We start from the raw sequence: 20,818 nt of genomic DNA on the forward strand, positions 1-20,818 counted from the left end.
CGTCCGCGGGTTCGCGGCGCGAGGCGTCCGGGTGCGCGCCGGCCGAGGGGTCGCCGCGGCGGCGTCCGGGCCGGTCGGGGGAGGTGTCTGCGTCACACCACGAACCTATCCACTCCTTCCCGGTGCGGGCATCCGCTGGGGCGTGTCCGGGCCCACCCGCGCCGACGCGTTCACACGCCCGTGACCTTGATGGGGTGTGCCGGGGCGGGGACGTGCGTACGCTCGGGCAGGTGAGAGCCATCCGACGATTCACGGTCCGTACCCTCCTGCCGGTCGAGCTCGCTGACCTGGACGAGCTCGCCCACAACCTCCGATGGTCGTGGCACGCGCCCACGCGCGACCTGTTCGCGGAGATCGACCGCGACCTGTTCGCGCAGGTCGGGCGCGACCCCGTGGCGCTCCTGGGTGCCCTGGCGCCCGAGCGCCTCGCCTCGCTCGCCGGTGACGAGGCCTTCGTCCAGCGCGTCCGCGAGACCGTCGAGGACCTCCACCACTACCTGAGCGCCCCGCGCTGGTACCAGCAGCAGAGCGACGACGCGCGCGGCAGCCTGCCCACGTCGATCGCGTACTTCTCGCCCGAGTTCGGCATCACGTCCGTCCTCCCGCAGTACTCCGGCGGCCTCGGGATCCTCGCGGGCGACCACCTCAAGAGCGCCTCCGACCTCGGCGTGCCGATCGTCGGCGTCGGCCTGCTGTACGGCGCCGGGTACTTCAAGCAGTCCCTGACACGCGACGGCTGGCAGGTCGAGACGTACCCGGTGCTCGACCCCGACGGCCTCCCGCTGACGCTCGTGCGCGAGGAGGACGGCACGCCGGCCGTCGTCACGGTCGACCTGCCCGGCGGGCGCGTGCTGCACGCGCACGTGTGGAGCGCCGCCGTCGGCCGTGTCCCGCTGCTCATGCTCGACTCGAACGTCCCCGAGAACGACGAGGCCGCGCGCCGCGTCACCGACCGCCTGTACGGCGGCGGCGGGGAGTACCGCCTCCAGCAGGAGCTGCTGCTCGGCGTCGGCGGCGTGCGCGCGCTGCGGCTGTGGTCGCGCCTGACCGGTGCGCCCGAGCCCGAGGTCTTCCACATGAACGAGGGCCACGCGGGCTTCCTCGGCGTCGAGCGGATCCGCGAGCTCGTCACCGAGCAGGGCCTCGGCTTCGACGAGGCGCTCGAGGCCGTGCGCGCCGCGACCGTGTTCACGACGCACACACCCGTGCCCGCCGGCATCGACCGGTTCGAGGCCAAGCTCGTCGCGCAGTACTTCGGCGGCGACCGCGCGGTCGAGGGCCTCCCCGTCGAGCGCGTGCTCGCGCTGGGTGCCGAGGACCACGAGGGCGGCGACCCGCTGCTGTTCAACATGGCGCTCATGGGCCTGCGGCTCGGGGGGCGCGCCAACGGCGTCTCGCTGCTGCACGGGGCCGTCTCGCGCGGCATGTTCAGCGGGCTCTGGCCGGGCTTCGACGACGCCGAGGTCCCGATCAGCTCGATCACGAACGGCGTGCACGCCCCCACGTGGGTCGACCGCCGCCTCGTCGACGTCGCCGCCCGTGCGCTGAGCGCCGACGAGATCGCGACCGGCAACGGCTGGCTGCGCGAGGACGGCGTGGGCGACCGGGACCTGTGGGAGCTGCGCCGCACGCTGCGCGCCCAGCTCGTCGAGGACGCGCGCTCGCGGCTGCGCTCGTCGTGGCGTCAGCGCGGGGCCAGCCCCGCGGAGCTCGGCTGGGTCGACGACGTGCTCTCGCCCGACGTGCTCACGATCGGCTTCGCGCGCCGCGTGCCGACCTACAAGCGCCTGACGCTCATGCTGCGCGACCCCGAGCGGCTGCGCTCGCTGCTGCTCGACCCCGAGAAGCCGGTCCAGCTCGTCATCGCGGGCAAGTCGCACCCCGCCGACGACCAGGGCAAGCGCCTCATCCAGCAGCTCGTCCGGTTCACCGACGAGGCCGACGTCCGCCACCGCATCGTGTTCCTGCCGAACTACGACATCGCGATGGCCAAGACGCTCTACCCGGGCTGCGACGTGTGGCTCAACAACCCGCTGCGCCCGCTCGAGGCGTGCGGCACGTCGGGCATGAAGGCCGCGCTCAACGGCGGGCTCAACCTCTCGATCCTCGACGGCTGGTGGGACGAGTGGTTCGACGGCGAGAACGGCTGGGCGATCCCGACGGCCGACGGCGTCGAGGACCCGGACCGCCGCGACGACCTCGAGGCGTCGGCCCTGTACGACCTCATCGAGAACCAGGTCGCCGCGCGGTTCTACGACCGTGACGACGCCGGGCTGCCGGTGCACTGGCTCAGCATGGTGCGCCACACCCTCGCGACGCTCGGCCCGAAGGTCCAGGCCACGCGCATGGTCGCGGACTACGTGCAGCACCTCTACGTGCCCGCGGCGGCGGGCGGTCGCTCCCTCAACGGCTCGGCCGACTACGACGGCGCGCGGGAGCTCGCCGCCTGGAAGGGCAAGATCCGCACCGGCTGGTCGCAGGTCCGCGTCGACCACGTCGAGTCCGGCGGCGTCGGGGAGGTCGCGAAGGTCGGCGACACGCTGCACGTCAAGGCGTACATCTCGCTCGGCGAGCTGAGCCCGCAGGACGTCGAGGTGCAGGTCGTGCACGGCAAGGTCTCGGAGGCCGACGAGCTCGGCTCGTTCACTGTCGCCGCGCTCGCCCCGACCGAGACGTTCGAGGCCGGGCGGCACGCGTTCGCGGGCGACGTCCGGCTCGACGCCTCGGGACCGTTCGGGTACACCGTGCGCGTCGTGCCCAAGCACAAGGGCCTGAGCTCGATCGCCGACGTGGGGCTCGTCGCCAACGCGGCGTCCTGACCGCACCGCACGTCCTGTGGGGCCCGTCGTCGCATCGCGGCGGCGGGCCTCACGGCTGTCCGCGTCGACCCGGCGACGTGCGTGGCGCGTCCGGGTGCAGCAGCCGAACCCGGGGTGCGGGCGTCAGTCCCCGAGCTCGGCGGCGAGCGCGCGCCCCGCGGTCCGGCCCGTGTGCAGGCAGCCGCCGAGGAACGTGCCCTCGAGCGCGCGGTGGCCGTGCACGCCGCCGCCGCCGAAGCCCGCGGCCTCACCGACCGCCCACAGCCCGGGCAGCACCGTGCCGTCGGGGCGCAGCGCGCGCGCCGACGTGTCCGTGAGGACACCCCCGAGCGTCTTGCGGGTGAGTACCGAGAGGCGCACCGCGAGCAGGGGCCCGTGCGCGGGGTCGAGCATCGCGTGCGGCTTCGCGACGCGGATCACGCGGTCGACGACGTACCGGCGGGCCATCGCCGTCGCGACGACCTGGTGGTCCTTGCCCAGGCCGGACGCGACCTGCTGGTCACGCTCACGGATCGTGCGCTCGAGCGCGTCGGGGTCGATGCGGCGCGTACCGGTCAGCGCGTTCATGCGCGCGGCGAGCGCCGCTGGCGTGTCGGCCCACAGGAACTCGGGCGACTCCTCGGCGAACGCCTCGACCGGCCCGACCGCTCCGGGGAGCACACGCTGCAGCAGCAGCCGCACGTCCTTGCCGGTCAGGTCCGGGTTCTGCTCCGACCCGGAGAGCGCGAACTCCGCGCCGAGGATCGTCCTGTCGAGCACGAACCACGAGTGGTCGTCGCCTCGGCCGGCGATGTGCTGGAGCGCGCCGAGCGAGTCGAACCCGGGGAAGAGCGGCGCCGGGAGCCGGTGGCCGTCCGCGTCGAGCCACAGCGAGGACGGGCCGGCGAGGATGCGGATGCCGTGCCGGCCCCACACGGGGGAGTGGTTGGTGATCCCCTCGGGGTAGTGCCACATGCGGTCCTCGTGCACGACGGCGGCGCCCGCGTCCCGGGCGGCGACGATCCCCGAGCCGTCGACCGAGTCCGGGACGCCGGACAGCATGCGCTCGGGGAGCCGCCCCGCCGTCGCCGGCCACGTCGCACGCACGAGGTCGTGGTTCGCGCCGATGCCACCCGTCGCGACGACGACCGCGCTCGCGGACACCTCGAAGCCGCCGACGACCTCGCGCGAGCTCGGCACGGCCCGCTCGACCGCGGCGGGTGCCAGGACGTCGCCGCGGACGCCGACGACCCGCCCGTCGCGCTCCACGAGACCCGTCGCGCGGTGGCGCGTGCGGACCTTGACGAGGCCGGCGTGGTGCGCGTCGAGCAGTGCCCGGGCGAACGGCTCGACGATCCCCGGCCCGGTGCCCCACGTGACGTGGAACCGCGGGACCGAGTTGCCGTGGCCCCCGGCGAGGCCGCCGCCGCGCTCGGGCCACTGCACCAGCGGGAACCACCGCACCCCGAGGCCGTGCAGCCAGGGCCGCAGCTCACCGGCCGCGAAGTCCACGAAGCTCTCGGCCCACGCGCGCCCGTGGTGGTCGGGGCTGCCCGGGCCGGTGTCGGGCGCGAACCCGGCGGAGCCGAGCCAGTCGGCGAGCGCGAGCTCGGCGGAGTCGTGCACGCCGAGGCGGCGCTGCTCGGGGGAGTCGACGAGGAACAGCCCGCCGAACGACCACCACGCCTGCCCGCCGATGCCCGACGACGGCTCGGTGTCGAGCAGGAGCACCCGGCGCCCGGCGCGCGTGAGCTCGGCGGTGGCGACGAGCCCGGCGAGGCCCGCACCGATGACCACGACGTCGGCGTTGTCCGTCATGCGGGCACCCTACCTGCGGCGGAGGTCGCTCCTCCGGCGTATGACGCAGTGGCATCGGGTCGGGCTCGCGGTGGATGCGCGCGGCGCCACGAGCCCTCGACGATGGGAGCCATGACGACGACCCCCAGCGCGTCCCGTGCCCTGACCGCGCCCCGTGTCCTGACCGCGCTCGCCTCCGGCCTGACCACCACCGCCTGGTACGCGATGCCGGACGTCCTCGCGTCCCGCACCGCACGCGGCTGGGCGAAGGCCGGGATCGCCGCGGTGGCGGTCGCCATCGGGCTCCCAGAGCTGCGTCCCGAGCTCGCGAAGCTCCGGGCCGCTGCGGCGTCCGCGTCCGCCGCCGGCGTGCCCGCGCCGACCGAGCCATGCGTGAGCGCGGACGGCGCCCACGGCACGGCCGGCACCCCCGCTGCGGCTGGGTCGCAGCGCACCGAGGGCACCGTCGGTGCGGAGGGTGCGGAGCCGGAGCGGTCGGCCTCCCCCGCGTTCCGCGTCCGGGTCGTCGCGTCCGGCGTCGTCGCCGTCGCCGTCGTCGGCTCCGTGGCGGGGACGGTCGCCGCCGAGCGCTGGCTGTTCCGCCGCGGTGAGGCGCGCGCTGCCGCAGGGGTGCGGTTCGCCCACACCCGCGCCGCCGCGGTCCTCGGTGCTCTCACCGTCGCGCTCGCGCTGGTCCCGCCGCCGTCCGACGACGAGGACACGGGCGGCCCGGGCGCCGGGCGGGCCTGACCGCGGCGGCGGAGCGCTGCGGCCACGGTGGCAGCGGGGAGCCGCGCAGCCGGTCGTCGACGCGGGCGGTCCGGTCAGCCCGCGAGCTCGGCGAGCACGCGCGCGGGCAGCCACCGCGACGCCGACTCGAGCATCCCCACGAACGCCACGACGAGCCCGTAGAACGCGTAGAGGCTGACCGGGACCGCGAGGAGCCACTCGCGCACCGACCCCGTGCGTCCGAGCACGGGGACCCCGCCCCAGCCGTTGCGCTGCCACACGCGCCGCAGCACCCGGTTCTCCGCCCACCACCGCGGCGGGTCGGGCGTCCACGGCCACAGCAGCGGCACCCCGCCGGTCGTGAGCGCGTCGCCGAGCACGTGCACCGCCGCGCCGAGCGCGACGCACACCGCGAGCCAGGTCGGGTCCTCGGGGGCGAACACCGTGATCGCGGCGGCGACCCCGGTGGCCAGCAGCCACGACCGGAGCCACGTCGCGTCGCTCGTCATGCGCAGCGCCTTCGCGGCGTACGCGACCAGGAGCAGCGAGACGACGCCCGCCCCGACCGCGAGCGTCCCGACCGGGCTCGGCACCCGCGCGGCGCCGAGCAGCAGCGCGAGGCCGGCGAACACCGCGATGCCGAGCAGCGAGTGCGTCCCGTGCCGGTGCCCGCCCGAGACGTGCGCGACGCCGCGGGTGACGTGGCGGGAGAGCGGGGGCAGCGAGTGGCTGATCGTGCCGGCGTGGTGGTCGGCGTCCGGAAGCATCGCCGCACCTGCGCACACCGCGGCGCCGATCAGCAGCCCGCTGGAGTGCACGGGGTACCAGCCGAGCATCAGCGGCCCCGAGCCGGCGACGGCGAACCAGGCCGCGGCCCCGGTCGCCGCGTGGTTCGCGCCCATCATCGTGCCGCGCTCTCCCGTCGTGCCGTCGTCGCCGGCGGACCTCGACGGCCCGCCCGGCACCGGAACCTACTACGGCGCGGGAACGGACGAATCGTGATAGAAGGCGCAGGTCAGCGACGTGCCGGCGCCCAGCGCCGACACCCAGCGCCCGCGCCCGTGCCCGCGCCCGTGCGCGGCGCGGGGTGACGTCGTCCCGCGTCGCCTCAGTGCGCCGTGCGGCCCAGGTAGACCCGCATGCTCAGCGCCTCGAACAGCGCGCGCTCCCCGGGCCCCGGGTGCAGGGCGCCGTTGATCGCCGCCGTGCTGAGCTCGTCAGGCCGCTCCCAGGTCGAGTCCCACGCGAGCTCCCAGCCGGCGTCCGGCGCGGCGGCGAGGGCGACCTCGACCGGGTCGAGCGCGCCGTTCACCGCGAGCAGCACGCTGCGGCCCCCGTCGGCCCCGGCCCGGACCATCTGGAGCGTGCGGATCGACGGGTCGTGCCAGCGGTCGTGGTCGAGCTCGACGCCGTCGGGCCCGTACCAGGCCAGGTCGGGCGGGCCGCCCTCGGTCACGGGTGCGCCGGTGTAGAACTGCGTCGCACGCAGCGCCGCGTTCTCCCGCCGCAGGCGCAGGAGGTGGCGCGCGGTCGCGAGCAGGTCCTGCCGCCACGGTGCGGGGTCCCACGACACCCACGAGAGCTCGCCGTCCTGGCAGTACGCGTTGTTGTTGCCGAGCTGGGTGCGGCCGAGCTCGTCGCCCGCGGTGATCATGGGCGTCCCGGCGGCGAGCACGAGGGTCGCGAAGAGGTTGCGGATCGAGCGGCGGCGCAGCGGCAGGATGTCGGCGCCGACCGAGTCCGCGCGCAGCGGGCCCTCGATCCCGTGGTTCCAGGACCGGTTGTCGTTCGACCCGTCGCGGTTGTTCTCGCCGTTCGCGGCGTTGTGCTTGTGGTCGTAGGCCACCAGGTCGGCCATCGTGAAGCCGTCGTGCGCCGTGACGTAGTTGACCGACGCGACCGGACCGCGCGCGAGCGGCGGGTCGCCGTGGCCGAACAGGTCGACCGAACCGGCCAGGCGCGTCGCGAGCGCGCGGACCCGGTGCCCGGGCAGGCCGTGCGCCGCGCGTGCGGGGTCGGCGAGCCAGAACGAGCGGACCGCGTCCCGGAACCGGTCGTTCCACTCGGCCATCGGGGCGGGGAAGTGCCCCGTGCGCCACCCGCCGGGGCCGACGTCCCACGGCTCGGCGACGAGCTTGAGCCCGAGCAGGCTCGGGTCGGTCGTGAGCGCGACGAGGAACGGGTGGTCGGGGTCGTAGCCGTCCGGACCTCGACCGAGCGTGACCGCGAGGTCGAAGCGGTAGCCGTCGACACCGATCTCGTCCGCCCAGTACCGCAGCGAGTCCATCGCGAGCTGCACGACCTCGGGGCGCCGGAAGTCGAGCGAGTTCCCGGTCCCGGTCATGTCCGTGAGACCCGCGGGGGAGCCGCCGCCGTGCAGGTAGTAGCGCGCGTTGTCGAGACCGCGCCAGCTCAGGTGCTGTCCGGGCAGCCCGCCCTCGCACGTGTGGTTGTAGACGACGTCGAGCAGGACCTCGAGCCCCGCCTCGTGCAGCGCGTGCACCGCGGCGCGCACCTCCGCGAGCACCGCCGCAGGGCCGGCGTCGCGCGCGGCCTGCGTCGCGTACGCCGCGTGCGGGGCGAAGAAGCCGAGGGTGTTGTAGCCCCAGTAGTTGGTCAGCCCGCGGTCGAGCAGGTGCGGCTCCGACGCGGACGCGTGCACCGGCAGCAGCTCGACCGCCGTGACGCCGAGGGACAGCAGGTGGTCGAGCGTCGCCGGGTGCGCGAGGCCCGCGTACGTCCCGCGCAGCTCGGGCGGCAGCGCGTGCAGCTGCTGCGTGAGCCCGCGCACGTGCGCCTCGTAGACGACCGTCTCCGACCAGGGCACCGACGGGCGGTTCGCGGCGGGGTCGGGACCCAGCGCACGGACCGCACGGGTGTCGACGACGACCGAGTGCGGCACGTGCGGCGCCGAGTCGCGCGGGTCCGCCGCGCCGTAGGGGTCGCCGACGAGGTCGTCGCCGACGACGTGCCCGTAGGTCTCGGGCCGGTGCGCGACCTCGCCGACGAGCCCGCGGGCGTACGGGTCGACGAGCAGCTTCGCGGGGTTGTAGCGGTGCCCGCCCACGGGGTCCCACGCACCGTGCGCGCGGAAGCCGTACCGCTGACCGGGTGCGACGCCGGCGACGTACGCCCAGAAGACGCCGTGCTCGGGGCCGTCGAGCGGGACGCGCCGCTCGACCCACGACGGCTCCGCACCCGCGGCGGCGTCCGGTGCGGCCGCGTCGAGCAGGCACAGGTCGACCGCCCGGGCGTGCGGCGCGCGCACGGCGACGCTCACGCCCCCGTCGACGACGTGGACGCCGAGCGGGGGCACGGGCCGGCGGCGGGGCGCGGCGGGTCGGGGCGGTTCGGCGTGGTGCACGGCGCCCATTGTGAACCCCCGACGTTTCCGGCACTGGACACTCGGTGGGTGACCTCGGCCGGTGCGGGTAACGTTCCGCGCGTGAGAATCGTGGTGTGCGTCAAGCACGTGCCGGACATCCAGTCGGAGCGGGCGCTCGGACCCGACGGTCGCGTCGTGCGCGACCAGGGGGACGGGACGCTCAACGAGCTCGACGAGAACGCCCTCGAGGCGGCGCTCGCGCTCGTCGAGGAGCACGGCGGCGAGGTCGTCGCGCTCACCGTCGGGCCGGACGACGCGGTCGACGCGGTCCGCAAGGGCCTCCAGATGGGCGCCGAGCAGGCGGTCCACGTGCTCGACGACGCGGTCGCCGGGTCCGACGCGTTCGGCACCGCGACGGTGCTCGCGGCCGCGATCCGCCGCATCGGCGCGGACGCGCCCGTCGACCTCGTGGTGACCGGCATGGCCGGGCTCGACGGCCTCACCTCGCTGCTCCCGAGCGCGCTCGCGCACCTGCTCGACCTGCCGCAGCTCACGCTGGCGGCGGAGCTCACGGTCGCCGACGGCGCCGTCACGGTGCGCCGCGAGCTCGACCACGCGAGCGAGGTCCTCACCGCGCCGCTGCCGGCGCTCGTCTCGGTCACGGACCAGGCCAACGACCCGCGCTACCCGAACTTCAAGGGCATCATGGCCGCCCGCAAGAAGCCCGTCGACGTGCTCACCCTCGCCGACCTGGGTGTCGACCCCGCGTCGGTCGGCGGCGACGCCGCGTGGACCGAGGTCGTCGAGGCGGCCCCGCGCCCGGCGCGCGAGAACCGCGTGCTGGTCAACGACGACGGCGAGGCGGGCCTGCGGCTCGCCGCGTGGCTCGTCGAGAACAAGCTCGTCTGAGCACCGAGTCCCGGAGGACCGCACCACCATGACGACGACCCTGACCGGACCCGTGCTCGTGCTGCTCGACCACGCGTCGACCGGTGCCCTGCGCACGACCGTCCTCGAGCTCCTCACCATCGCCCGCGGGCTCGGCACCGTGCACGGCGCGTGGGTCGCCGCTGCGGGCACCCCCGCCGCGGCCGGGCCCGACGACGCCACGCTCGCGCAGCTCGGTGAGCACGGCGTCGAGGCCGTGCACGTGGTCGACCTCGGCACCGCCGACGCCCGGCTGAGCCCGGTCGTCGCGGAGGGTCTCACGGCGCTCGCGGCCGGCACCGGGGCGTCGGCCCTGCTGCTGACCTCGTCGTTCGAGAACAAGGAGGTCGCGGCCCACGTCGGTCTCGAGGCACGCGCCGGTGTCGTGGTCGACGCGTCGGGCGCCGAGGTCGACGACCAGGGCCGCGTCGTGGTCGCGAAGACGGTGTTCGCGGGCACCTGGAACACGCGCTGCGCGATCCGCACGGACCTCGCGGTCGTCGCGCTCAAGGCGAACTCCGTCCAGGCGGTGCCCGCGGGCGCCGCGTCCGCCCCCGCGACCGAGCGGCTGTCCGTCGCCGTGAGCGAGGCGGCGGGCCGGGCGAGCGTTGTCGAGCACACCGAGCGCGTCGCGTCCGACCGCCCGGCGCTCGGCGAGGCGCAGGTCGTGGTCGTCGGCGGGCGCGGCACCAACGGTGACTTCTCCGCGGTCGAGGAGCTCGCCGACGTGCTCGGCGGAGCGGTCGGCGCCACGCGCGTCGCGACCGACGAGGGCTGGATCGGGCACGACGCGCAGATCGGCCAGACCGGTGTCACGATCGCGCCCAAGCTCTACATCGGCGCGGGCGTCTCGGGCGCGGTGCACCACCGCGGCGGGATGCAGTCGTCGGGGACGATCGTCGCCGTGAACTCCGACCCCGAGTCGCCGATCTTCGAGATCGCGGACTACGGCATCGTGGGCGACCTGTTCGCGGTGCTGCCGCAGACCGCGGCCGAGCTGCGGCGCCTCCAGGGCTGAACCCGCTGGTCGGCCGGCTCCCGGACTGACCGGCAGCGGGTCCACCGGCCCGGGGACCGAGCGCCGCGGCCGGCTTCCCGACACCCGGACGGGACGGTGCAGCGGTATCGCCCCCGCCGCACCGGCCCGTCCGCGGCGGTCAGCTCGCCGTGCAGGTCGTGGTGATGCCGCTGCCGCTGCCCGTGGCCTGGAAGCCGACCTCGGTCGCCTGACCGGCGCCGAGCGCGCCGTTCCAGCCGACGTTCGTCAGCCGCACCGTGCCGGAGCTCGCGCTGCGGTCGGCGTTCCAGGCGCTCGTGATCGTCGCCCCGGCCGGCAGCGTCATGCCGACGGTCCAGCCCCGGATCGCGGAGGAGCCGGCGGTGACCCGCACGCTGACGACGAAGCCGCCGTTCCACTGGTTGACGGAGGTCGTGGCCGTGCACCCGGCCCCTGGCTCCGTGGTCGGCGTGGGGGGTGACGGTCGGGCTCGGCGTGGGCTCCGACGTGACCGTCGGCGTCGGCGTCGGCGTCGGCGTCACCGTGGGCGTCGGCTCCGGGCCGGCGGGCAGGGTCGGCGTCTGCCAGGAGCGCCACTGCGTGAGGGTGCCCTGGGCGCGGCTCGAGATGCGCAGGACGCCCGGCGCGCTCCCGGTCCCGAGCAGGAACTTCTGGATGTTCTGCTGCAGCGGCGTGCGCCACTCGGGCCGGTTGGCGCAGTGGCTGCCGTCCTGCACGTCGGACCAGTACGTCAGGTTCTCCCTCGCCCCGAGCGCCTGGTAGACCTCCGCGCCGCCGAGGGCCGCCACGCTGGCGGACCGCGGGCCCAGGTTGGCGATGTGCGGGTTGTCCATGACGAGGAGCCCGCGCGGGGCGACGAGGCCGACGACCTGGTGGGTGTCGATCGGCAGCCGGTTCGGGTTTCCCGTGAACGTGCCGAACGCGTCGCCGAGCCACGGCTGCTCGCCGTACGCGCTGCTCAGGCTCTGTGCGCCCTCGCCGGGGATGCCGCGGAAGATCGGCACACCCGCGCTGCCGGACTCGATGGGCATCGTGAGGGCGATGCGCTGGTCGAACGCGCCGGTGACGAACGCGCCCTTGCCGAACCGCGAGCACCCGGTGACGCCGGTCGCGTCGGCCTTGAGGATCGTGCCGCCCGACTGCTCGACCACGTCGATGATCCGGCTCACCCCCCACGCCCAGGACATCAGGAGCCCGGTGCTGCTCGACGAGCCGTAGAGCGTGTAGAACGCGCCCTGCTTGTTCGCCCGGCCGGTGCCCTCCTTGCCGACCGCGTACGGGTCGTAGCTGATGACGGCGGCTCCGGCGGCCTTGATCGTGGCGGTGTCGCCGCCGAAGCCGCCGTAGACGATCACGGCGGGGAACGGTCCGGTGCCGCTGGGGAGGTCGACCTTGGCGGAGAAGCTCGAGCTCCGGCCCTGGTAGGACGTGTTCACGGTGATGCTGGTCCGCGAGACGGTGCCGGAGACCGTCGGCCTCGTCGGCTTCTCGCCGTAGACGAACTTCTCGGCGAGCCGCCGGGTGAGCTCGCGCTGGCAGCGCCAGTCCGCGCGCGAGGCGGTGCGGGTGCCGTCGAGACGCGCGAAGGGGTCGGGCAGCTGGGCGTTGGTGGGCAGCGAGCCGGCCTCGGGCAGGGTGGGGACGGTGCAGCCGGCACCCTCGTTCTCGACGGCGGAGGCGAACGGCGCGGCCTGGGCGGTCGCGGCGCGGGGGAGGTCGGCGAGCGCCGCGGCGGCCGTGAGCGCGGCGACGGCGAGGATGACGACGGCGGTGCGGTGCTTCGAGCGGCCCGGTCCGGTCACAGGGCTCTCCCTCCAGGTGGAGGCGACGCCTCGCCCTCGAGGAGACCGCGAAACTATCGCCGTACTTCCCGGGATTCTTCCTGGTGGACCCGACGTTCCGGTGCGCGGGAGGCGGTGTCCAGCGCGTGAATCCCTGTGGTCGCATCTTCACCGGTGGAGATGCGCCGCGTCCGCGACGGGCCTTCTCAGGCAGATGCACACGTCGTCCCGGCGCGCTGGAACGGCTCGGGCGAGACGGGTGTCCGCGCGCTGTGATGTGCGCGCTCACACTCGAAACTTTCCGGAGCTGCGTCAGGCCAGCTCGCGCAGCCAGGCCAGGGCCTGCGCACCCTGCGCCCGCTGGAACCGCCGCAGGTTGGGGATCCCGAGCGGCGCCGGCTGCAGCGACCCGTAGGCGAAGAAGCCCGCCAGCCCGGCGAGCCCCGCGCGCAGGTCCTCGGGCGCGACGCCCTCGGAGACCGGGTGCGACCAGAAGATCTCCTGCGGGTCACCCCCACCCTGCATCGCGATGCTCGGCAGCATGAACGCCAGGTCGAGCCACGGCGCCCCGACGCTCGCGTGCGGCCAGTCGATGAGCGCGACCCGGTTGCGGTCACGGTCGATCATGATGTTGTCGGCCCGCAGGTCCCCGTGCACCAGCGCGTCGCCGGCGCACACGCGCAGCGCGTCCTGCTCCCACCGCACGAGGTCGTCGAGGTGCTCGTGCGCCCACCGGCCCAGGTCGCCGGCCGTCCGGGCAGCGGCCTCGAGCTCCTCGTGCGGCCACCGGGCGAGCGAGCGCCAGCCCGTGAAGTCGGGTGCGAGCAGGTCGTCCGTGCGCGGCAGCCGGTGCCCGGGCAGCGGCTGGGCGTGGGCCAGCGGGACGAGCGCGCCGAGCACGAGCGCGAGCTCCTCCGGGTCCCACGGCAGGAGCGGCGGGCGGCCGTGCGAGACCTCGAACCCCAGCAGGACCCAGTCGTCGTCCTCGTCGAACCACAGCAGGCGTGGCGCGGGGACCTCGGGCGGGAGCGCGGCCGCCGCACGGATCTCCGCGCGGGCGAACTCGGGCGACGTCGGGTTCTGCTCGGGCGAGACCGCCTTGACGAACACCCCGCGCCCGTCCGCCAGCTCGAGGACCGCCGCGAAACCCGGGCTGAAGCCCGTCGTCGCGCTCGTCTCGGCGCTCACCTGGGACCCCGCGAGCTCCGCGATGCGCGCGCGCACGGCCCTCGGCAGGTCGCGCCAGTCGAGGCGCTGACCGCTGAACGCGAGCGGCGAGGGGTAGACGGCGTCGGGACTCACGCACACATCCTGCCAGCGCGGTTCGTACACTCGTGCAGGTGAGTGTCTATCTGGACCACGCGGCGACCACGCCGATGCTCCCCGAGGCGGTCGCCGTCCTCACCGAGCACCTGGTCCGGACCGGCAACCCGTCGTCGTTGCACGCCGCCGGACGGGCGGCCCGGCGCACCGTCGAGGAGGGCCGCGAACGCCTCGCGGCGGCCCTCGGCGCGCGCCCCAGCGAGGTCGTCGTGACCGGCGGGGGCACCGAGGCGGACAACCTCGCGGTCAAGGGCCTCTTCTGGGGCCGGCGCACCCACGACGCGTCGCGCCGGCGCATCCTGGTCTCCGCGGTCGAGCACCACGCGGTGCTCGACCCGGCGTTCTGGATGGCCGAGCACGCGGGCGCCGAGATCGTCCTCCTGCCGGTCGACGGCGACGGGGTGCTCGACCTCGACGCGTTGCGGGCCGAGCTCGACGAGCACGCCGACCAGGTCGCCCTGATCTCCGTGATGTGGGCGAACAACGAGGTGGGAGCGCTGCAGCCGCTGCACGACGTCGTCTCGCTCGCCCGCCGCCACGGCATCCCGGTGCACGCCGACGCGGTCCAGGCCGTCGGCCAGGTGCCCGTCGACTTCGCCGCCTCGGGCCTCGACGCGCTCACGGTGAGCGGCCACAAGGTCGGCGGGCCGGGCGGCGTCGGGGCGCTGCTCGCGCGTCGCGGGCTCGAGCTCACGCCCGTCCTGCACGGCGGCGGGCAGGAGCGTGGCGTCCGTTCCGGGACGCTGGACACGCCCGCGATCGCGTCGTTCGCCGTCGCGGTCGACGCGGCGGTGGCGGCGCGCGAGGCCACCGCGCAGCGGCTCACGGAGCTGCGCGACGCGCTCGTCGCCGGCGTGCGGGCCGCCGTCCCGGGCGCCGTGCTGCGCGGCCCGCAGGACGCCGACCGCCGGCTCCCCGCCAACGCACATTTCACCTTCCCCGGGTGCGAGGGCGACTCGCTGCTGTACCTGCTCGACTCGGCCGGGGTCGCGTGCTCGACGGGGTCCGCGTGCCAGGCGGGCGTCCCGCGACCGAGCCACGTGCTGCTCGCGATGGGGGTCGACGAGGACGACGCGCGCGGCGCGCTGCGGTTCTCGCTCGGCCACACCTCGACCCGCGCCGACGTCGACGCGCTCCTCGCGGCGCTCCCGGGTGTCGTCGACCGGGCGCAGGCCGCGGGGCTCGCCGGCCGGCCGGACCGCTCCGACCGCGCGCACCGCCAGCCGAGCGGGGCCCGCTGATGCGCGTCCTCGCCGCACTCTCCGGGGGTGTCGACTCGGCCGTCGCCGCCGCGCGCGCGGTCGACGCCGGGCACGACGTCGTCGGGGTCCACATGGCGCTCTCGCGCACGCGGGACCAGTTCCGCACCGGCTCGCGCGGCTGCTGCTCGATCGAGGACGCCGGGGACGCGCGGCGCGCCGCGGACGTGCTCGGCATCCCGTACTACGTGTGGGACCTCTCGGAGCGCTTCGAGGACACCGTCGTCGCCGACTTCCTCAGCGAGTACGCCGCCGGCCGCACACCGAACCCGTGCGTGCGCTGCAACGAGCACATCAAGTTCGAGGCGCTGCTCGACAAGGCCCTCGCGCTCGGCTTCGACGCGGTGTGCACCGGGCACTACGCGAGCGTCGTGACCCGCCCCGGCGGCACGCGCGAGCTGCACCGCTCCCGCGACGCCGCGAAGGACCAGTCGTACGTGCTCGCCGTGATGGGCCCGGAGCGGCTCGCCCGCGCGATGTTCCCGCTCGGGGACGTCACCTCGAAGGACGAGGTGCGCGCCGAGGCGGCAGCACGTGGGCTCTCCGTCTCGGCCAAGCCCGACTCGTACGACATCTGCTTCGTCGCCGACGGGGACACCCAGGGGTTCCTGCGCGACCGGCTCGGCTCGCAGCCCGGCGACATCGTCGACGCCGACGGGACGGTCGTCGGCGCGCACGACGGTGCGTACGCGTACACCGTCGGGCAGCGCAAGGGCCTCGCGATCGGGCGTCCGGCGCCCGACGGGCGGCCCCGGTACGTGCTCGCGGTCGAGCCGGTGAACCGGCGCGTCGTCGTGGGGCCCGTCGAGGCGCTCGAGGTCGCGGCCGTCGCCGGGACGTCCGCCGTCTGGTTCACCGAGGCGGGTCCCGGGTGGTTCCGGTGCGAGGTGCAGGTGCGCGCGCACGGCGTGCCCGTCGCCGCGCTGGCCCGGGCGGTCGAGGGCGGCGCGGTCGAGGTGGACGTCACCGTCGACGGCCCGCAGCGCTCGCTGCACGGCGTCGCACCCGGCCAGTCGCTCGTGCTGTACGACGGCACGCGCGTGCTCGGGCAGGCGACCGTGGCGTCCACGACGCCCGCGGCGGCGCCGACCCCGGCCCACCGCGCGTGACGGGCGTCAGCGGCCACCCGGTCTGGCCGGGGGAGGACCTGCTCGACGCGCAGAGCGTCGTCGTCGGTGACCTCGCGGACACCCCCGAGGGGCTCGACGGGCTCCCGTTCCTCGTGCGGCTGCCGGCGCGCGGACCGTGGGCGGACTCCACCGCGCAGACCGCGGCGCTGCTGGTCGACCTGCCCGTCGAGCTCGGCGTGCACGGCTGGAAGCTCGCGGACCGCCCCGGCCACGACCACTCGCGGGCGCGGGCGCTCGTCCGCGAGGGGCTCGACGTCCTGGCGGTCGCCGCGCACGGGTACGCCGGGCCGCTCGTGGTGCCCGTCGTCGGGCCGCTCACGCTCGCGGCGTCGCTCTACCTCGCGCGCGGCGACCGGGTGCTGGCCGACCCGGGTGCGGTCAGCGAGCTCGCCGAGTCGCTCGCCGCGGGGCTCGTCGAGCACCTCGCCGCGGTGCGCCGGGCCGTGCCGGGGGCGGCGGTCTCGGTCGTGCTGCACGAGCCGCTGCTCGCGCAGGTCGTCGCGGGCGTGCTGCCCACCTTCTCCGGCTACTCGGCGCTGCGGCCCGTGCGTGCCCCGGTCGCCGCCGAGCGGCTGCGTACCGTCACGGGAGCGCTGCGTGGCGCCGCCACAGCGGAGCGCGTCGTGGTGCACGGTGGGGCTGCCTGGTCCTCGACCGCCACCGTCGCCGACTCGGGGGCCGACGCCGTGGCGCTCGCGGTCGGCGGCTTCGACGAGCGGGCCTGGGAGCGGGTCGCCGAGCTCGTCGAGCGCGGCACCGCGCTGTGGGCCGAGCTCCCGCCGCAGGCGTCCTCGCAGTGCGCCGGCCCCGACGTCGCCGGACAGGCCGCCGTGCTGCTCGAGCCGTGGCGGCGCGTCGGCCTGCCCGCCGAGCGCCTGCGCGACGTCGTCGTGCTCGCGCCGCCCGTCGGCCCCGGGGCGACACCCGACGACGCCCGGGGTGCGCTCGCGGGTACCGTGCGTGCCGCCCTGATCGTCGCCGAGCGAGCCGAAGGATGACCCCCGACATGAGCGCTCCCGGCGCGAGCCCCCGCCTCGACCCCCGCCGCCGTGCGCTGCTGCTGCTCGTCGGCTCGGGCGTCGCGCTGCTCGGCGTCCTGACCCTCGCGGTGCTGTGGATCTCGCTCGGCGTCGGGACGCTGCGCGCCGGAGCCGTGCTCGACGAGCCGTGCCTCGCCGCGTACGACGCCGCGATCGCCGACGCCGACATCCGCTACACCGCCGTCCCGCCGCAGGCCATCTGCACGTGGACCGTGGACGGGCAGGCGCGGGAGGTCGTCGTGCAGCGCTCGTCCACCGCGGTGTTCGGGGTCGCGGCGGTCGCGGCGCTCGGCGGCATCGGGCTCGTCGCCGGGGTGCTCGTGGTGGGCCGGCGGGGCTGAGACCCCGTCGGGTGCCGGCGCCGCCGAGCGCGCGCCCGGGGCGCGGTGCGTGGGTGGGCGTTGCGATGATGTGCCCGTGAGCACCGCGACCCCGCCCGCCGCCGACCTCCCCGCGCCGCAGGACGCCGCAGCCCCGGGCGCGGCCCGTGACGCCGCGCCGCCCGCCGTGCAGCGCGAGTGGACCGAGCTCGCCGACCGGGTGCGGGACGCACAGTTCGCGTACTACGTGCGCGACGCGCCCACGATCAGCGACGCGGAGTACGACGAGACGCTCCGCCGGCTCGAGGCCCTCGAGGGCGCGCACCCGGACCTGCGCACGCCCGACTCACCGACGCAGCGGGTCGGCGGCACGTTCTCGACCGAGTTCACCGCGGTCGACCACGTCGAGCGCATGCTCTCGCTCGACAACGCCTTCTCGGCCGAGGACGTCGCGGCGTGGGCCGAGCGCGTGCACCGCGACCTCGAGACGGTGCCCGAGGGTGGCCTGCACTACCTGTGCGAGCTCAAGATCGACGGCCTCGCGATCGCGCTCTTATATCAGAACGGCCGGCTCGTGCGCGCGGCTACCCGCGGCGACGGGCGGACCGGGGAGGACGTCACGCTCAACGTCCGGACCATCGGCACCGTCCCGCAAGTGCTCGCGGGCGACCCGGCGACGCACCCCGAGCTCATCGAGGTGCGCGGCGAGGTGTTCCTCCCCGTCGAGGCCTTCGCGGACCTCAACGCGGCGCAGGTCGCCGCCGGCAAGGCGCCGTTCGCGAACCCCCGAAACGCCGCCGCCGGCTCGCTGCGGCAGAAGGACCCGCGCGTGACCGCGTCGCGCGACCTGCGCATGTACGCGCACGGCATCGGAGCGCTGCGCTGGGGGCCGGGCGCTGCGGCGCTCGAACGGCAGTCGCAGGTGTACGACCTGCTCGCGGGCTGGGGCGTCCCGGTGTCGGGGCACACGCGGGTCGTCCCCGGCCTGCCCGAGGCCCAGCACATGATCGACCACTACGGCGAGCACCGGCACGACGTCGAGCACGAGATCGACGGCATCGTGCTCAAGGTCGACGAGATCGCGCTGCAGCGCCGGCTCGGCTCCACCAGCCGGGCGCCGCGCTGGGCCATCGCGTACAAGTACCCGCCCGAGGAGGTCAACACGAAGCTCCTCGACATCCGGGTCAACGTCGGCCGCACCGGTCGCGTCACCCCGTACGGCGTCATGGAGCCCGTGCTCGTGTCCGGCTCGACGGTCGCGATGGCGACGCTGCACAACGCGAGCGAGGTCGCGCGCAAGGGCGTGCTCATCGGCGACACCGTCGTGCTGCGCAAGGCCGGGGACGTCATCCCGGAGATCGTCGGGCCCGTCGTGGACCTGCGCGACGGCACCGAGCGTGCGTTCGAGATGCCGACGCACTGCCCCTCGTGCGGCACCGCGCTCGCGCCGGCCAAGGAGGGCGACGTCGACGTGCGCTGCCCGAACAGCCGCTCGTGCCCGTCGCAGCTGCGCGAGCGCGTCTTCCACGTCGCCTCGCGCGGCGCCTTCGACATCGAGGCGCTCGGCTGGGAGGCCGCCGCGAGCCTGCTCGACGCGGGTGTCCTGACCGACGAGGGCGACCTGTTCGCGCTCGACGCCGACGCGCTGCGCCGAGTCCCGCAGTTCGTGCTCTCGACGAGGTCGAAGGTCAAGGGCCGTCAGCGCGAGGCCGGCGACCTCAACGCGGTCGGCGAGAACCTGCTCGCCAACCTCGAGAAGGCGAAGGACACCGCGCTGTGGCGCGTCCTCGTCGCCCTGTCCGTCCGGCACGTCGGGCCGACCGCCGCGCGCGCTCTCGCGACCGAGTTCGGCTCCCTCGACGCGATCGAGACCGCGAGCGAGGAGGAGCTGGCCGCGACGGAGGGGGTCGGGCCGACGATCGCCTCCGCCGTCCGGGCCTGGTTCGACCAGCCCGACGCGGCGTCCGAGGACGAGCGGTGGCACCGCGAGATCGTCCGGAAGTGGCGGGACGCCGGGGTGCGCCTCGCCGACGAGCGCGACGCGTCGGTGCCGCGCACGCTCACGGGGCTGACGGTGGTCGTCACCGGGAGCCTCGAGGGCCTGAGCCGTGACGGCGCGAAGGAGGCGATCATCGCGCGCGGCGGCAAGGCGTCCGGGAGCGTGTCGAAGAAGACCGACTACGTGGTCGTCGGCGAGAGCGCCGGGTCCAAGGAGGCCAAGGCGCGCGAGCTCGGGCTGCGCATCCTCGACGAGGCGGGCTTCGTGGCTCTGCTCGAGCACGGGCCCGCGGGCGTCGGGGACCCGGAGGAGGACCCGGCGCCGGACGACGACGGTGTCGACGACTCCGCGGAGCCGGGCTCCGCGGCGGACGACGGTGCGGCGTCCGACGTCGCCGGGCCGGCCGGTGCGGCGGAGGACGCAACCGCGCCCGGACCCGGACCAGCGGCGGACGGTGCCGCTGCCACCTCGGGAAACGGGACCGTCAAGCCGGACGACGCCGAGGAGCTTCCCCGTGGGTGACGTGCGGGTGCGGGTCGCGGCGGGCACGCGGGAGCTGCGGGACGTCGGCGCGCTCACGGCGGAGGCGTACCACGCGGACCGCCTGTTGCGGCCGGAGGACGAGTACACCGTCGAGCTGCAGGACGCCGAGCGCCGCGCGCAGGAGGCGGTGCTGCTCGTCGCGCTCGTGCCGTCGGTGCCCCCGCGCGGTCTGCTCACCGACGTGCACGAGGGAGAGGTCGACGCGGGCGTCGTCGTCGGCACGGTCACGCTCGCGCCCTCCGGGACCTCGTACGCGGAGGTCGCCGAGCCGGGCGAGGCCGAGATCCGGATGCTGGCGGTCGCCCCGGAGGCACGCCGCCGCGGAGCGGCCGAGGCGCTCATGCGCTCCGCGCTCGAGCACGCCGTCACGTCCGGGCACCGTCGGGTCGTCCTCTCGACGTTCGACGCGATGCAGTCGGCCCAGCGGCTGTACCGGCGTCTCGGCTTCCGCCCGGTGCCCGAGCGCGACTGGCACCACGAGGGCGTACGGGTCCGGGTGCACGTGTGGGACCCGCCGCCGGCGCCCGGCGCCGAGGTCGAGACCGCGACGTGGCGCCCGGTCGAGGTGGTCGACGTCGGCCCGTGGCGGCTCGGGATCTCCGGGGGCTTCACCCGGAGGGCGAACAGCGTCGTCCCGCTGGGCGAGCCCGCGGACGTCGACGCCGCGATCGCGGAGACCGAGGAGCGGTACGCCGCGGCAGGCCTGCCGGCGGTGTTCCGGGTGTGCGCGGCGAGCCGTCCCGCGGACCCCCACCCCCCCCTCCCCCCCCCGGGGCTCACGCACGTGTTCCCCCCCCCGGTTCTTCTTCCCGGAAACCACGGCCCCAAG

The 20,818-nt window shown here is 75.6% G+C and carries 15 protein-coding genes; 10 read left to right on the top strand and 5 right to left on the bottom strand.

The window, feature by feature from the left end; translation table 11 throughout:
- Positions 1–230: 230 nt before the first annotated feature.
- Positions 231–2,819 carry an alpha-glucan family phosphorylase gene (glgP, locus tag ACWFNE_RS21185; protein WP_452124404.1) on the top strand — a complete coding sequence of 863 codons (2,589 nt, stop codon included), beginning with the start codon at positions 231–233 and terminating at the stop codon, positions 2,817–2,819.
- A 123-nt stretch (positions 2,820–2,942) separates the two neighbouring features.
- Here the strand turns inward: glgP and ACWFNE_RS21190 are convergent, their stop codons facing one another.
- Positions 2,943–4,616, bottom strand: a complete 1,674-nt coding sequence (locus ACWFNE_RS21190) for an FAD-binding dehydrogenase (RefSeq protein WP_452124405.1) — start codon at positions 4,614–4,616, stop codon at positions 2,943–2,945.
- Positions 4,617–4,727: 111 nt separating this feature from the next.
- Here ACWFNE_RS21190 and ACWFNE_RS21195 point away from each other — a divergent pair, with 111 nt between their 5' ends.
- Positions 4,728–5,345: a hypothetical protein gene (locus ACWFNE_RS21195; RefSeq protein ID WP_452124406.1), complete on the top strand. Its 618-nt coding sequence runs from the start codon at positions 4,728–4,730 to the stop codon at positions 5,343–5,345.
- Positions 5,346–5,419: 74 nt separating this feature from the next.
- Here ACWFNE_RS21195 and ACWFNE_RS21200 read toward each other — a convergent pair whose 3' ends face one another.
- Positions 5,420–6,289: a metal-dependent hydrolase gene (locus tag ACWFNE_RS21200; RefSeq protein ID WP_452124407.1), complete on the bottom strand. Its 870-nt coding sequence runs from the start codon at positions 6,287–6,289 to the stop codon at positions 5,420–5,422.
- 143 nt (positions 6,290–6,432) lie between these two features.
- Positions 6,433–8,697 carry a glycogen debranching protein GlgX gene (gene glgX, locus ACWFNE_RS21205; RefSeq protein WP_452124408.1) on the bottom strand — a complete coding sequence of 755 codons (2,265 nt, stop codon included), beginning with the start codon at positions 8,695–8,697 and terminating at the stop codon, positions 6,433–6,435.
- 72 nt (positions 8,698–8,769) lie between these two features.
- On the opposite strand from glgX, the gene ACWFNE_RS21210 reads away from it, so the two are divergent.
- Entirely contained in the window at positions 8,770–9,558 is a 789-nt protein-coding gene (locus ACWFNE_RS21210; RefSeq protein WP_452124409.1) for an electron transfer flavoprotein subunit beta/FixA family protein, read from the top strand.
- A 28-nt stretch (positions 9,559–9,586) separates the two neighbouring features.
- Positions 9,587–10,594, top strand: coding sequence for an electron transfer flavoprotein subunit alpha/FixB family protein (locus tag ACWFNE_RS21215; RefSeq protein ID WP_452124410.1), 1,008 nt, complete (start codon positions 9,587–9,589; stop codon positions 10,592–10,594).
- On the opposite strand, the gene ACWFNE_RS21220 is transcribed toward ACWFNE_RS21215, so the two are convergent.
- A complete protein-coding gene (locus tag ACWFNE_RS21220) occupies positions 10,522–12,396 on the bottom strand; it encodes a glucuronyl esterase domain-containing protein (RefSeq protein ID WP_452124411.1) in 1,875 nt (624 codons plus the stop codon). The two genes, ACWFNE_RS21215 and ACWFNE_RS21220, sit on opposite strands and share 73 nt — an antisense overlap.
- A gap of 291 nt (positions 12,397–12,687) precedes the next feature.
- Entirely contained in the window at positions 12,688–13,677 is a 990-nt protein-coding gene (locus tag ACWFNE_RS21225) for a phosphotransferase family protein (protein ID WP_452124412.1), read from the bottom strand.
- A gap of 38 nt (positions 13,678–13,715) precedes the next feature.
- On the opposite strand from ACWFNE_RS21225, the gene ACWFNE_RS21230 reads away from it, so the two are divergent.
- The 6 genes from ACWFNE_RS21230 to ACWFNE_RS21255 all read left to right on the top strand — a co-directional run.
- Positions 13,716–14,939 (top strand): cysteine desulfurase family protein, encoded by a 1,224-nt coding sequence (locus ACWFNE_RS21230; protein ID WP_452124413.1) that lies wholly within the window; start codon positions 13,716–13,718, stop codon positions 14,937–14,939.
- Positions 14,939–16,066: a tRNA 2-thiouridine(34) synthase MnmA gene (gene mnmA, locus ACWFNE_RS21235; RefSeq protein WP_452124414.1), complete on the top strand. Its 1,128-nt coding sequence runs from the start codon at positions 14,939–14,941 to the stop codon at positions 16,064–16,066. The genes ACWFNE_RS21230 and mnmA overlap by 1 nt, the downstream gene beginning before the upstream one ends.
- Entirely contained in the window at positions 16,063–17,085 is a 1,023-nt protein-coding gene (locus ACWFNE_RS21240; protein ID WP_452124415.1) for a hypothetical protein, read from the top strand. Before mnmA ends, ACWFNE_RS21240 begins: the two co-directional genes overlap by 4 nt.
- Before the next feature lie 8 nt (positions 17,086–17,093).
- Positions 17,094–17,468, top strand: a complete 375-nt coding sequence (locus ACWFNE_RS21245; RefSeq protein ID WP_452124416.1) for a hypothetical protein — start codon at positions 17,094–17,096, stop codon at positions 17,466–17,468.
- A 76-nt stretch (positions 17,469–17,544) separates the two neighbouring features.
- Positions 17,545–19,968: an NAD-dependent DNA ligase LigA gene (ligA, locus tag ACWFNE_RS21250; RefSeq protein ID WP_452124417.1), complete on the top strand. Its 2,424-nt coding sequence runs from the start codon at positions 17,545–17,547 to the stop codon at positions 19,966–19,968.
- Positions 19,961–20,818, top strand: an 858-nt coding sequence (locus tag ACWFNE_RS21255; protein ID WP_452124418.1) for a GNAT family N-acetyltransferase, incomplete at its 3' end; no start/stop codon positions are given. The genes ligA and ACWFNE_RS21255, both read left to right, overlap by 8 nt.

Source organism: Cellulomonas sp. NPDC055163 (assembly GCF_053607065.1).